We start from the raw sequence: 14,254 nt of genomic DNA on the forward strand, positions 1-14,254 counted from the left end.
GCTTATTCCTTTTCACCAAAGAGCCGCTGCGGCGCGGCAAAGCCGCACGCCGTTCCATCGGTGACGCGAATTTCGCCTTCCCAGGGAAGATGGTATTTTCCAGCAACAAGGTCATTCATATAGCTATAGGGGCAATCCTGCGCGCCGCCTTTGACCGCGACATAGCCGCGATGGCCGAACTGATAGGGATTGTTCTCGACACCCCAGTTGAGCCGCGCCTCGCGGATCAGGTCAGGACGAATTTCCGCGGTAATGATCTCGTCGGGACGACCATTGGTCGAATGCACGATCACCGAACCATCGAAATTGCAGATCATTCCTTCGCCCATGGAATCGAACGTTCCGTCCGAGCCGCACATGCACACGCTTGCCGTCGCCATCAGATTACAAAAGGCGTTCGCCTGATTGGTGAAGCGCCAGGCATCGCGGATAGGCGCAGTGTATCCGGCGGTGCGCAGCATCAGTTCCGCGCCCTTATAGGCACATTCGCGCGCCATTTCCGGGAACATGCCATCATGACAAATGATGAGCGCGAGCTTGATGCCCTTGGGGCCGATACAGACCGGGATACCCTGATCACCGGGTTCCCAGGGTTCGACCGGCACCCAGGGGTGCATCTTGCGATAATAGAGTTTCAGCGCGCCACGATCATCAAACATGATGCCGCTATTATAGGGCATGCCGCCGGGATTGTTTTCCATGATGGAAAAACAACCCCATATGCAATTATCGATGCAGGCCTGACGCATTGCTGCCACTTCCGGCCCGTCCATCGTGCACATGATTTCGGGGGTAATATCCATCGATAGCCCGTGCAGCGCATATTCAGGGAAAACAACCAGATCCATGCCCGGCTGGTTGCGTCGCGCCTTTGCGACCAGCTCCACGACACGCTGCGTCTGCGTTGTCAGATCGACCTTTGTTCTGACCAACGGCAGTTGAAGCTGCACGAGGCCAATGCCAACGCCTTCTTTCGATATGTTCAATCCGCCAAGACCGCTCATTTCCTGATCCTTTATCGTGTAATGCTGAGTGCGCCGGGCATGCCGCTGATCGTGCGCCCCTTGGACGAGGTGGCGATCAGGATGATGAGCGTGAGCACATAGGGAGCCGCATAAAAGAGGTAATAGCCTTGCGTGATCCCGGCTGATTGCAACGCGGGACCGAGCGCGCCTGCGCCGCCGAAAAGAAGCGCTGCCCAGAAACAGGTAATGGGGTTCCAGCGCGCAAAAATCACCAGTGCCACAGCCATCAGGCCCTGGCCCGAGGAAAGCCCCTCATTCCAGCTACCGGGATAAAAAAGCGAAAGATAAGCTCCGCCGACACCTGCGAACGCACCACCCACCCCCGTTGCCAGAAGTCGAACCAGACCGGGACTGATCGCCATGGCGCGGGCGGCGTCATCGCTGTCACCGACGACACGGATGACAAGGCCGATGCGGGTATTGCGAAACATCCATGCCATTGCCACGGCAAGAACTCCGCCGATGATGAACAGCATGTTGACCTGAAGGGCGGCGCGAAGCTGGGGGATATCCGACCACCAGCCAAGCGAGATCGATGGCAATCGCGGTGCTGCCGGCTGAATATAAGCCTTGCCGAAATAAAAGGCGACGCCCATGCCAAGCAGCATCATGGCAATTCCAACCGCAATATCATTGACACGCCGAAAACCGCATATCCATCCATGCAGCAGCCCGAACAGCAGGCCCACCAAAGCGGCGGCCAAAACGCCAATGATGGCTGAACCGGAATGGAATGAGACGGCATAGGCCGTCATCGCGCCCAGCACCAGCGTCCCTTCCAGCCCCAGATTGATACGACCGGAGCGTTCGGTGAGACATTCGCCAAGGGATACGAAAAGATAAGGCGTGGAAACCCGGATCGCACCGCCAAGGATGGCGAGCAATACACCCCACAGTCCGATGTCGGTTGCTTCGTTCATGATGCGGCTCCATTTGATACCACCATGCGCCGCAACAATTCCGGTGTGCGCCCATAGAGCGTTTCACCCAGGAGCACGAGCAGGAAGACACAGCCCTCAAAAACCAGAATTGTTGCATCGGGCAGCGCCATGCGACGCTGGATCAGGCCAGAGGACGCTTCGATGCCACCGATCAATATGGCAACGGGAATAATGGCCAGCGGATTGTGGCGAGCCAGGAACGCGACAAGTATGCCAGTATAGCCGACACCGGAAATCAACGACCCATTGGCAGAGCCGTGAATGGCGGCAACCTCGAAAAAGCCACCAATTCCGACCATTGCACCGGCAAGTGCTGTAAAGGTGATGACGATACGGGTAACGGGAAGACCTTGCGTCTGAGCGGCACGCGCATTGTCGCCCGTAACACGCGCGGCAAATCCCAGCGTGGTGCGCTCAAGCAAAAACCAGCACAAAATGCAGGCCATGATCCCGAAAGCGACACCCCAGTGCACCTTCAGACCCCAATGATCGCTCAAAAAAGGCATGGTACCAACCCGCAAAGCTTCCTGAAGGGAAGCGGTGGAGGGCTTGTTCAGACTTGCGGGATCGCGGAACGGTCCCTCCACAAAAAAATTGAAAAAAGCCAGTGCAATATAAGACAGAAGCAGTGAGGCAATCGTTTCGTTTACCTGCCGCTTCACGCGCAGCATACCGGCAAGGCCGATCCAGAAGGCACCGCAAATGGCTGCAGCCAGCACCATCATGAAAACCGTGAAACCGGAGGGCAGAACGCCTGCAAGCGTCGCGCCCGTTATTCCAGCAGCCAGCCCACCGAAGACCAGTGCGCCCTCTCCTCCGATCACCATCAACCCAAGACGCGCCGGGAGTGCGACGCAGAGGCTGGCAAAAATCAAAGGCGACACGCGTGAAAGCGTATTTTGCCATGAAAAGGCAGAAGAAAAGCCCGCCTGCCAGACGAGTGAAAAGAATTGGATGGGCGACTTGTCCTGCGCCAGCAAAAAAATCGAGAACAGAACTCCGCCGCCGACAAGCGCCAGCAGCGGAATAAGCATTGCTTCAAGAACAGGCAGGAGCGGGTTAAAAACATCCGCAAAGCCGGTCTTACGCATCGTTCCTGCCTGCAAACTCATCGGTTCAGCCAAGGGACCCGACCACGCCTTCGACAAGATAATCCATCGATTCAAGCGATATGTCCGTTTCAAGAAGTGCAGTACCCGCCGGGATGATTTCCTTGCCCTTGTTGTCGTTCATCGGGCCCTTGAAGATGGAGAAGCCCCCTTTCAGCATCTCGGCCTGGACAGCCTCGAACTGTTTGCGACCGGCATCAGGAACAGCCGCTCCAAGCGGCGACATCTTGATGAAACCTTCAGCGAGACCGCCGCGGACGAAATTCGGAATTGTCTCGCCCGCCATCTGGCGCTTGACGAAGTCCACATAAACCTTGGGCCAGTTCCATTCCGCTCCGGTGAGATATTTTTCCGGTGCAAGCGGGCTCTGGTCGGTGTGATAACCGCAGACGAAGCACCCGCGCGCGGCAGCCGTTTCCACCACGACCTTGGGACCATCGACATGGCAGGTAATCACATCCGCGCCCTGATCGGCGAGCGCATTGGTCGCTTCGGCTTCCTTGACGGCCAGTGACCATTCACCTGTGAAGATGACCTGACAGGTAATGGACGGGTCGACGGAACGCGCACCGAGCAGGAAGGAATTGATGTTGTTGAGCACTTGCGGGATCGGCTTTGCGGCAACAAATCCGATCTTTTTCGACTTGGTGACATGCGCTGCCGCAACACCGTTCAGATATTGCCCCATGCCGATATAACCGAAATAGGAACCGGCATTGGCAGGATCGCCTTCTTTCCACAGACCACCGCAATGCTGAAAGCGGACATCGGGAAATTCCGGGGCAACTTCTTTCACAAAGGGATCGTAATAACCAAAGGAGGTGGGAAAGATCATCTTCGCGCCATCGAAATTGACCATGGAACGCATGCTGTTCTGCACGTCGACGGCCTCAGGCACATTCTCCTCCTCAAGGACGGTTACACCGGGGATTTCCTTGACTGCTGCCGCTCCCTGAGCGTGAGCCTGATTGTAGCCGAAATCGTCTTTCGGGCCGACATAGATGAAACCGACGGTAAAATTATCGGCAGCAAAAGTATTGCCCGTTCCGAAAAAAGGCAGGCTAACGCTTGCACCAAGAGCCGCCCCCGTCGCGGCAAGAAAATGGCGGCGGGAGAGAGAGCCTGAGACTGGCCTGGACATGGAGGATCACACCTTTCCGATGAATGAAGCCTGTCTGGGCGACATGCTTTCGGGATCGAAAAGGACTATATGGCAGCGCTGCGTTGCTGACTTCTGCTAAGATTTCCAAATAGCGGTGCATTTAATGCATCGCTCGGTACAGACATCAGTTTGCTGGAAAAGCATCCAGAAGCGAGCGGCTGAGCACTTCGGCAAATTTTGCCGAAGCCACAGGCAGGGTTCGCCCACGCAACTGGCCAAGCAGCAGCACACCCGCCCGCATATCGCGCTGGGAGATCGGCTTTGAAACAAGCCCGCTTTCACGTGGCAGACGCAGCCCCACCGGCACCTGAAAACTCACACAATTCTCATATTCAACATAATGACGCATCAGATCAAAACTGTCGGATTCCAGAATAGGATGCAGTTTTCGCGTACCGCCCGCGAGCGCCTGTTCGAGAAGATAGCGTACGGCATAAGATGCCATGGGCAAAACATGCGGAAAATCGAAGCATTGCCGCAGGCGCACTTCTTTTTCGCGTGCAAGCGGATGATCTGCACGCATGATGACATGAACGATCTGCTGAACAGACACAAGCGTTTCAACATCAGTCATATTTGCAGGCTCGAGAACCAGCGCAAGATCGTTTTCGAAAGTCGCAAGCCCCTGCTCTACAGCGGCACGGTCGCGAATATTGACGCTGAAACTCACTCCAGGATGTGCGTGCCTGTAGGCTGAGATCTGTTTTGGCAGAAAATAGGGGCTGAGCGCCTGTGAACAGGCAATCGTCACATGACCGCGGCGTTCACCGACAAGATCGGCCACCTGCCCCTGCACACGCCGCAACGCTGAAATCTGGGCGCGAAAATGATGTACAAGAAGCTCGCCCGCCGGGTTAAGCCTGACACCACGCGGCAAGCGCTCGAAAATAGCCGCGCCGAATTCCTGCTCAAAGCGCTGGATGCGCCGGTTCAAGGCCGATGCGGTGATGTTCATGTCATCAGCCGCCTTGCGGATTGAGCCCGCCCGCATGATGGCTTCGATGTAGCGAAAATCCTGAAGATGTTTCATAGCGCCTCTGAGCAGTGCAAAAAATTCACCGATTTTGTGAATTCTTAGCAATAGATGTTTCACTCAAAACAATCCAGAACCGGCAGAAAGATTGTGAGGCTGGCCTATGAAACATACCACCACGACCATTCCTTTGACCTTCAGCGGAATTTCAAGCGCTTACGACAGCGGATCAACGCCGCAGGATGTTATCCGCCAGATTTATTCCCGAATTGCCGAGATTGGCGATCCGGCAATATTCATTTCCCTGCGCGATGAGGAAGATGTTTTGCAAGAGGCGGCAGCCCTCGGACCGCGCGATGCAAGCCGCCCACTCTGGGGCATACCCTTTGCGGTCAAGGATAATATCGATGTTGCCGGTCTGCCGACAACAGCGGCCTGTCCCGCATGGGAATACCAGCCGCAAAGCGATGCATTTGTTGTCTCGCTTTTGCGTGAAGCAGGCGCTCTGGTTATCGGCAAGACTAACCTTGACCAGTTTGCAACAGGGCTGGTCGGGGTACGTAGCCCTTATGGTGTGCCTAAAAATGCGATTGATCCTGAAATCGTACCCGGCGGCTCATCCAGTGGCTCCGCAGTCGCCGTCGCGCATGGCATCGTTAGCTTCGCGCTTGGTACAGATACGGCGGGCTCGGGTCGCGTTCCTGCGGCGCTCAATAATATTGTCGGTCTCAAGCCGTCTCTGGGTGCATGGTCTGCGCGCGGTTCGGTTCCTGCCTGCCGTTCGATCGAAACGATTTCCATCTTCGCGATGAGCGTTGAGGATGCCTACGATGTCTATCGCATTGGCGCGATCGAGGATCATCTCGATAGCTACAGCAAGGCCATTGAAACCGGACCGCTATTCACCCCGGCACAGAAGCTTAAGATCGGGATCCCCGATGCGCAGAGCATCCGCTTTTTTGGGGATGATATGCAGGCTGCGTCTTTCATGGAAAACATCGATATACTGCATGAAGAAGGCCATGAGATCGTGCCGATCGACTTTGCGCCGCTCTATCAAATAGCCGATATGCTTTATGAAGGCGCGTGGGTTGCGGAACGCCACAGTGTAATAGAGAATTTGCTGAAGACAGCCCCCGATGCGGTTTTGCCGGTAACGCGCAAAATTATCGAAAAGGCGACCAGCCTTTCCGCTACCGATGCCTTTCGTGGCTTCTATCGCTTGCAGGAACTCAAACGCAAAGCCGAACCCGTCCTGAGCGCACTCGACATGATCTGCGTGCCAACCATCCCGACATTCTATAAATTGTCCGATCTTGGAGCCGATCCGATCGTGCCCAATTCCAATCTCGGCACCTACACAAATTTCGTCAATCTGATGGATATGTGCGCCCTTGCTGTACCGACGGCACAGCGCAAAGACGGACGGCCGGGGAGTGTGACACTTCTGGCGCCATCGGGGCAGGATGCTCTGTTGGCCAGCCTGTCTACGGGGCTCGAAGCTGCACACGGACGAAAACTTGGAGCCACAACCTGGTCCTTGCCAAAGCGCAAAACCGTAGCAGACATCCCCGCCGGTTACACCAAGCTTGCCGTATGCGGCGCGCATCTCTCCGGTCTGCCCCTCAATGAGCAGATCACGTCGCGTGGTGGATATCTGCTGGAGGCAACCAGCTCTGCCCCTTACTACCGCTTCTACGCATTGGCGGGCGAAGGTCTTCCTCGCCCCGGCATGATCCGCACGCAAGAGCGGCAGCACGCGGGTATTGCTGTTGAAGTCTGGGCTTTACCAGTGACAAGGCTTGGTGACTTTCTGCAAGGCATTCCCGCGCCACTGGGATTGGGGAAAGTCGAGCTCGCCTCTGGCGAAACGGTTTGCGGCTTCATCTGCGAGGCCACCGGTGCAATCAGTGGAACTGATATTACCGATCTCGCAGACTGGAAACTCTATCTTCAAGAAAAGCAGGCCTGATCCGTTTATAAGCCGCCCCGATCATAGTGCTCAACCGGTAGAAATTTTCCAGATAGCCGGGGCAGATCACAGCCATTTGGGTACATCGACACGCTCATAATTGCGTAGCTTGCCGATGAGGTCTTTTGCATCCGCATCCACCACGACAGAATGCCGGTGGGCTTGTGGCAGGAACTTTGACGTCACCATGTGATCGATAAAGGACAAAAATGGATCGAAAAACCCGAGTGTATTGAGAAGGCCGACGGGCTTGTCGACTTCCCCAAGCTGGTTCATCGTCCAGACTTCCATGAATTCTTCCAGGGTGCCGATACCGCCGGGCAGTGCAATGAAGGCATCGGCGAGCTCGGCCATACGGTGTTTGCGCTGACGAAGCGTCTGAGACACTTCCAGTCCTGTGAGACTTGCATGCGTATGTCCCTTGAGATGCAAGCGCTCGGTGATGACGCCGTGAACCGTGCCACCTGCCATGAGTGCTGCATCGGCAACGATACCCATCAGACCTTTCGTTGTTCCACCATAAACCAGCGTGATGTTCGCATTGCCCAAAGCCTCACCGAGAGCTTTAGCGCCCTCCCCGTATTCCTTGGCACCACCAAAATTGGAGCCGCAGAATACGGCTACAGACTTGATTTCCCTGACACTCATAACAACCTCATTTAATATCTGCCCTTGCCGTTTGAGACCGGCAGGGCTTCTTTGGGGATCATCACATGGACACCTTTGCGAATATTGACAAGCTGACTGATCCGTACGTCGGCAGCGATACTGCACAAGGTGTAGGCTTGCGCAGGTGTCAGTTCGGTTCTCAAACAGATCATGCCAATGGCTCGCTGCAAGGCTTGGCGAATTGCTTCATCGAGGTCTTCATCCAGACCGATGGCAATCAGATGCGACGCGGTTTCGCCATAGGGAAAAGTGTCAGCCGCCTTACGGATGATAGAAAAGCGTAAGTGCCCAACCAAAGCGGTCTCAACCGCCGTCAGACAGACCTCGCCGTCACCCTGACTGGCATGACCATCGCCCACGGAAACCAGCCCTCCCTCGATATTGACGGGAAGATAAAGGCTCGATCCCGTCACCAAGTCCTTGATATCAAGATTGCCGCCATAATATCCTGGGAGAATAGATGAAATTTTTCCGTCGGCTATTTTGGGGGCTACTGCGATAATGCCGAAGAAAGGCCTTGCAGCAATCTTAGAACCCCACGGGGATTTGATTGTTTTCGCAATGCGGTCAATTTCAAAATGCTGGACGCTATGTATATTGAACTCTTTCGGCAGCGCTCCCTTGCCGGGACGCATCGTATTGAACCCCCAACTGTCACGAAGATCGATATCCAGAATATCGACTTTGAGCATATCGCCGGGTCTGGCACCGCGAACATAAATGGGACCCAGCAGAATATGCGGTCCCGGAAAAGGCACCAGCTTTTCATGGATTGCCAGAAGTTCGGGGCGGATTTGGGAGCTGTCGGCAGGAACTTCCTCGCACGCTCCACTGAGCGTGTGCACGATGACCGTATCGCCATTTTCAATTTCGAGAACAGGTTTCAGCCCTGCATCGAGAAAGCCCCAATGCACCGTATCAGGCCGTGCGACAAGCGTATGACTGGCCATGCTCAGGCCAGTTCGATGCGAATTGGCTGTGCCCCTTCCCATAGGGTTTTCTTACCCAGCAATGGCAGCTTTTCCAGCCCTGATACCACTGTGATGAAGTGATTACCCGCAAGCTGTCCAACCTTGGAGGAAAAATCAACGCCGCCATAAGCAAGAAGAATTTCCGTTTCGCTGACCCCGCCCGGATAAAGGATCATGTGGCCGGGCGCAGGATGACTGGTATGGTTTTCATAACCGACGCCGAAATCCTGATCGCCGAGTGGAATCCAAACCCCTTCGCCGCTCCAGCGAACATGGACGACCTTGCTTTCATAAGGCAATAATTTAACGAAGGCGGCGCAGGTTTGCGGAGCAGATTCCGTTTCCAGGCGAGCATCGAATGTGTAGGGACCAGCGGTGATCTTGAGTTTGGTCATGTATGGGTTCCATATTGAAAGCCGACGATATTGTCGTTGAATCAGCCGCCTGCGGCAAAACGGTCACTGCGAACCGCCCAGCCAGTGACACGGGCCTCAACCATCGAGAAGAGCGCATAAAGCGTGACCCCCAGAAACGCGAGAATGAAGAGGCCAGCGAATACAAGCGGCACATCGAAGGTTGAGCTTGCGATCATCATTAGATTGCCTATACCGCGATTGGAAGCAACCGTTTCGGAGATGACCGTTCCGACAAAGGCCAGCGTCGCCGCCACCTTCAACGATGCGAAGAAATAGGGCATCGTCCGTGGCAAGCCAATATTCCAGAGAATCTCCAGTTTTGATGCCTTGAGCGAACGCATGACGTCCTGAAGTTCGGGCTCAGTGGACGCAAGACCGGTGGCAACATTCACGACAATCGGAAAAACGCACATCACCATCGCCGTCAATATGGCAGGTACCGTTCCTGCACCAAACCACAGAACCAGGATCGGAACGATTGCCACCTTGGGTATTGACGAAAAGCCGACGAGGATCGGATAGGCTACGTCATAGGCCAGCCTCGATGAGCCGATCAACATGCCGAGCATAACGCCGATGAAAATTCCAAGGCCAAACCCGACAAGGGTTGTATAAAGCGTCTGCAAGGCGTGAGGCCAAATACCCGGGAACTTGACCCACAATGTGTAAAAAGCCTGCGAGGGCCGCGGCAGTACCAGTGATGACACATTGAAAAGAAGACAAATCAATTCCCAGGCAATGAAAAAGCCAAGAATGCAAGCAATAGATAAAACACGGCGTCTGGTATCGGGTTTCATACGCTTGTTTCCTTCACGCTGCGGGCATGAACAATCCGTTCGCGAAGGCGCTGGGTCAGCGACACGAATTCAGGTTCATATGCAATTTCAATGGTTCTGGGACGGGGGAAGTCGACCGGGCTGTCCTCGATGATCCGGCCCGGACGGGCCTGCATGACGCAAATTCGTGAGGACAAATAGGCCGCCTCCTTCAGATCGTGGGTCACCAGAAGAACAGTTGGACTTTGCTCCATCCAGAGATTCTGCATGATTTCCCAGAGTTCCTCGCGCGTGAACTGGTCAAGAGCGCCGAACGGTTCATCAAGCAAAAGCAAAGTCGGTTCATGAATGAGCGCACGACACAGAGAAGCTCTTTGTTGCATACCGCCCGAGAGCTGCCAGGGAAACTTGTTGCCGAAACCCTGTAAACCGACCTGTTTGAGAAGGGCTTCCGCCCGATCGCGATAAGCGCCTTTTTTATCCTTGGAAAAAGTTCGCTTAAAAGGCGGGACGATCTTCAAAGGCATCATAACATTGTCACGTATATTGAGCCATGGCAGCAATGTCGGGTTCTGGAAAGCCATGCCAATGCGCACATCATTGGCGCCGATTTCCCTGCCATCGATGAAAATATGCCCATCAGAAGGCACCAGCGTGCCTGCAATCAGCTTGAGTATGGTCGACTTTCCACAGCCGGACGGCCCGACGAGGGCGACGAACTCACCCTTGTCGATCTGAAGCGAGGTTTCGGCGAGGGCAACGGTTCTGTGATCTCCCTCTCCGAACGTGACATTCACGCGTTCGATATCGATAATCGTTCGAGAGCGTTGCGGAACCTTTTCCAGCAGAGTTGTCATGCTTTAACGCTCCCTGACACCGAGGTCACGGCTGCCATCGTCTGATCCGTATGGCGTGGCTCCGGCGCAGGCATTTCCTGTATTGCGTGAACGGAACGGCCCCAACCGCGTGCGTCTCCCTGCAGTTTGCGGTTTTTCATCACAAATTTTCCGCGTACAAGAGTATGGATCGGAAGAGCCTTGGCTTTCATGCCATTCCATGGCGTGATCTTGGCGCGCGACTGCATCGCGCGGTCCTCAATCGTCCATGACCGGTTCGTATCTACAATCGCAATATCCGCATCCGAGCCGACCATGAGAGCGCCTTTTCGCGGAAATAATCCCCAACAACGGGCAGGATTTTCCGCACTCCAGCGCACATAATCGGAAAGACTAGCACCGCGACGATCTGCTTCGGTTATCATGAGTGGCATCTGCGTTTCGACACCGGGAAAACCACAATCAACCGTCCAGATATCCTCGCGTGTTTTTTCATCGCGAGAATGCGGTGCATGGTCGGTCGCAATCATATCAATCGTCCCCTCAACCAGCGCCTGCCAAATGGGGTCCTGGTTTTCCTTTTCGCGCACGGGTGGATTGACACGGATTACCCCGCGCAAGGTCTCGTAATCGTCGTCCGATAAAAGCAGATATTGCGGACAAGTCTCTCCCGTAATATCCACACCGCGTGCTTTGGCTTCAGCCAGAGGGCGCAGTTCGGCTGCTGAGGATATATGCAACACATGAATACGCGCGCCGGTCCATTCGGCCAATATGGCTGCGCGGGCAACGGCTTCGGTCGCGACCACAGCCGGACGAGCGGCAAGATGAGCCAGCGGATCAATACGCCCGGCTTCACGCAGACGGGCCTCGCGGCGCTCCATGATCGTGTTGGTTTCGGCATGAAGAGAAATCCGCTTGCCGGTCGGCGCAACGACCTCGAAGGCTTCAAGCATGGCACCTGTCGAGGGTGACGGAATACGACCGAACGTATTGCCCATGTAGAGTTTAAAGCCGATGATACCGCCTTCGATCAACGCGGGAACATTTTCGATACTATCTTCGCCGAGTACGGCATAAAGCCCGTAATCGACATGGGACTTCGCATTAGCAATCGCATGCTTGTCTGCAAGGCTTGCAGCATCCGAAACGGTCGGTATCGTGTTCGGCATGTCAAAAACCGTCGTGACGCCACCAAACGCGGCAGCAGCGGTTCCGCTGGCAAAATCCTCTTTCTGCGGATAGCCCGGATCGCGAAAATGCACATGCACGTCGATGGCTCCGGGCAGGATATGCAGACCTGTTGCATCCAGGCTTTCCCGGAAGCGCGGCATCGCCTGCGGCTCTCCTATGGCGATGATCTTGCCGTCCTTTACCGCAATGCTGGCCTGATATTCCGCATCGGGAGAAACAATGGTTCCGCCATTGATGACGAGATCAGCGAAGATGTTGGAGTTAATCATGTCATTCATCCTCACAACGCAGCCCAGCCGCCATCGACGGGCAGGTCGACACCCGTAATCTGTCGTGAAGCATCACTCGCCATGAAAAGGCAGGCATTGGCGACATCCTCACCAAGGGTGATGCGCTTCAAAGCATAATCTGCTGCATGGCGTTCGGCAGCGTCCGCTTCGCTGATGCCGAGCCTGGACGCCATTGTCTTGCAGACCTTGTCGCGAAAACGCGGACCATCGACCATTCCGGGTGCAACACAATTGACATTGATATTGTGCTGACCAACCTCCAGAGCAAAACTTTTGGTAATACCGCGAAGTCCCCACTTGGACGCAGAATAGGCAAGCCTTCCTGCCTTCCCATGCATGCCGAACGTACCGCCGACATTAACCACCTTGCCGTACTTCTGGGCAATCATTGTCGGTAGAACGGCACGGATTGTATGGAAGCAGCCATTCATGTTGAGGGTGACGATGTCATCGAACTCCCCGGGCGTGGTTTCGGCCCCGGTTTTGCCCATGGGCCCTGAACCACCCGCGATATTGACAAGGATATCAATGCGACCGAATGCCGACAACGTCGCTTTCGCGGCGGCATCACACTGCGCTGCATCGGTCAGATCGCAGCCCAACACGACAACAGAAAGACCATTTCCCTTCAGTTCCGATGCCAAAGGCTCTATTGCCGATGTATCGCGTCCAACCAGAGCAAGCTTGCAGCCTTCGGCGGCAAAAGCGCGCGTAACGGCTTCGCCCATTCCCTTGGCAGGTCCGGTGATAAGCGCGACTTTGTCCTTTAGATTAAGGTCCATTTCATTTCCGTTTCGGTGGTTTTGTAAGTTCAGTCTGGCTACAGCATCATTTGGTGACGGACTTCACCAACTCACCTTGTGGCGGCAGGTAGCTGCGATCGAAGATTTCATTGATCTTTGGCGTCCGCGGCAGATTGTTTGCTTCGACAAGAATGTCGATAGACTCCGCCAAACGGGCGTCATCAACGTTGCCAAGTCCGACAGTTGCCAGTTCGGGATGGTTCATCTCCTCGGCCAGCGTTGCGTCAAAGCGCTCCCGCTCCACGTCGACATTGATCAAGGGTTCGCGAACCCGCACAGCTTCTACCGCAGCATCAGGGTCGGCAATCGCCGCCTTGACGCCCCTGTTCAAGGCCCGAAGAAAGCCTTTGACCGCCTCCGGGTTTTTGGCTGCAAAGGACTTGGAAACGATAATGGCATTCGAATAGAGGTCCATGCCGTAGTCACCATAATTGATGTAACGGATCTCCTCATTCGTATCGATGCCAATGAGTTTCGCACTAAAGCGGATTGTATTCACATAGCCAAAAACACCATCGACCTGTCCCTGCATCAGCATCTGTTCGCGAAGGTTAGGCTGCATGTTGGTGACTTCCACATTCGAGCAATCAGTCTTCGAAATCGTGCAAAGGGCCGGAAAAAGCTTAAGCGCACCATCATTTGCCGCACCGCCCAGTGTGTGTCCTGGAAAATCAGCCGGCGTCTTTATCGGGCTGTCCGTTTTAACCGCCACAGTGAAGGGCGGCTGGTTATAAAGCATGAAAATGCCGATCGGTGCTTCCTCGGGATTCTTCGCGGCAAGCTCGATCAGGGCGTTGATATCACCAAAACCCATATCGTAGGTGCCATTTGCGACAAGCGGCACCGCAGCACCGGAACCATTGCCCTGATCCATGGTGACATTCAGCCCCTCCTCTTTGAAGTACCCCTTGTCCTCGGCAAGAAACAGCAGACCCTGCGGTCCTTGATATTTCCAGTTCAACACAAGTTTTATACTGGTTTCTGCCCGCGCACTCACCACTGCGGTCAGTGGTGCAAGCATGGTCATTGCAGCGAGAGCTGCCATGCAGGCACGTCTTTTCATATGGAGGCTAGCCATTCACTCAGTTCCCCTTTTTATGTGAAAAGGCCTCTTGCG

Annotated in this window: 14 protein-coding genes; 1 reads left to right on the forward strand and 13 read right to left on the reverse strand. The window is 54.9% G+C overall.

Annotated elements, in window-relative coordinates:
• Positions 1-2: 2 nt before the first annotated feature.
• The 5 genes from AAIB41_RS15695 to AAIB41_RS15715 form a co-directional block, all read right to left on the reverse strand.
• Positions 3-1,004 (reverse strand): formamidase, encoded by a 1,002-nt coding sequence (locus tag AAIB41_RS15695; RefSeq protein WP_343314960.1) that lies wholly within the window; start codon positions 1,002-1,004, stop codon positions 3-5.
• An 11-nt stretch (positions 1,005-1,015) separates the two neighbouring features.
• A complete protein-coding gene (locus AAIB41_RS15700) occupies positions 1,016-1,945 on the reverse strand; it encodes an ABC transporter permease (RefSeq protein ID WP_343314961.1) in 930 nt (309 codons plus the stop codon).
• Positions 1,942-3,057: an ABC transporter permease gene (locus AAIB41_RS15705; protein WP_343316102.1), complete on the reverse strand. Its 1,116-nt coding sequence runs from the start codon at positions 3,055-3,057 to the stop codon at positions 1,942-1,944. Before AAIB41_RS15705 ends, AAIB41_RS15700 begins: the two co-directional genes overlap by 4 nt.
• A gap of 25 nt (positions 3,058-3,082) precedes the next feature.
• Positions 3,083-4,216, reverse strand: a complete 1,134-nt coding sequence (locus tag AAIB41_RS15710) for a BMP family ABC transporter substrate-binding protein (RefSeq protein WP_343314962.1) — start codon at positions 4,214-4,216, stop codon at positions 3,083-3,085.
• Between the two features lie 145 nt (positions 4,217-4,361).
• Positions 4,362-5,267, reverse strand: coding sequence for a LysR family transcriptional regulator (locus tag AAIB41_RS15715; protein ID WP_343314963.1), 906 nt, complete (start codon positions 5,265-5,267; stop codon positions 4,362-4,364).
• A 106-nt stretch (positions 5,268-5,373) separates the two neighbouring features.
• Here AAIB41_RS15715 and atzF point away from each other — a divergent pair, with 106 nt between their 5' ends.
• Complete coding sequence (gene atzF, locus AAIB41_RS15720) at positions 5,374-7,182, forward strand: allophanate hydrolase (protein WP_343314964.1); 1,809 nt, start codon at positions 5,374-5,376, stop codon at positions 7,180-7,182.
• Positions 7,183-7,248: 66 nt separating this feature from the next.
• On the opposite strand, the gene AAIB41_RS15725 is transcribed toward atzF, so the two are convergent.
• The 8 genes from AAIB41_RS15725 to AAIB41_RS15760 are packed head-to-tail and all read right to left on the reverse strand — an operon-like array spanning position 7,249 to position 14,182.
• Complete coding sequence (locus AAIB41_RS15725) at positions 7,249-7,830, reverse strand: TIGR00730 family Rossman fold protein (protein WP_343314965.1); 582 nt, start codon at positions 7,828-7,830, stop codon at positions 7,249-7,251.
• A gap of 11 nt (positions 7,831-7,841) precedes the next feature.
• Complete coding sequence (locus AAIB41_RS15730; protein ID WP_343314966.1) at positions 7,842-8,801, reverse strand: acetamidase/formamidase family protein; 960 nt, start codon at positions 8,799-8,801, stop codon at positions 7,842-7,844.
• A 2-nt stretch (positions 8,802-8,803) separates the two neighbouring features.
• Positions 8,804-9,217: a DUF3830 family protein gene (locus tag AAIB41_RS15735; protein WP_343314967.1), complete on the reverse strand. Its 414-nt coding sequence runs from the start codon at positions 9,215-9,217 to the stop codon at positions 8,804-8,806.
• A 41-nt stretch (positions 9,218-9,258) separates the two neighbouring features.
• Complete coding sequence (locus tag AAIB41_RS15740; protein WP_343314968.1) at positions 9,259-10,035, reverse strand: ABC transporter permease; 777 nt, start codon at positions 10,033-10,035, stop codon at positions 9,259-9,261.
• Positions 10,032-10,871 carry an ABC transporter ATP-binding protein gene (locus AAIB41_RS15745; RefSeq protein WP_343314969.1) on the reverse strand — a complete coding sequence of 280 codons (840 nt, stop codon included), beginning with the start codon at positions 10,869-10,871 and terminating at the stop codon, positions 10,032-10,034. Before AAIB41_RS15745 ends, AAIB41_RS15740 begins: the two co-directional genes overlap by 4 nt.
• A complete protein-coding gene (gene allB / locus AAIB41_RS15750; protein WP_343314970.1) occupies positions 10,868-12,313 on the reverse strand; it encodes an allantoinase AllB in 1,446 nt (481 codons plus the stop codon). The genes AAIB41_RS15745 and allB overlap by 4 nt, the downstream gene beginning before the upstream one ends.
• A gap of 11 nt (positions 12,314-12,324) precedes the next feature.
• Entirely contained in the window at positions 12,325-13,116 is a 792-nt protein-coding gene (locus AAIB41_RS15755; protein ID WP_343314971.1) for an SDR family NAD(P)-dependent oxidoreductase, read from the reverse strand.
• A gap of 46 nt (positions 13,117-13,162) precedes the next feature.
• Positions 13,163-14,182 carry an ABC transporter substrate-binding protein gene (locus tag AAIB41_RS15760; RefSeq protein ID WP_343314972.1) on the reverse strand — a complete coding sequence of 340 codons (1,020 nt, stop codon included), beginning with the start codon at positions 14,180-14,182 and terminating at the stop codon, positions 13,163-13,165.
• Positions 14,183-14,254 lie beyond the last annotated feature (72 nt).

Source organism: Brucella sp. BE17 (assembly GCF_039545455.1).
GTDB lineage: Bacteria > Pseudomonadota > Alphaproteobacteria > Rhizobiales > Rhizobiaceae > Brucella.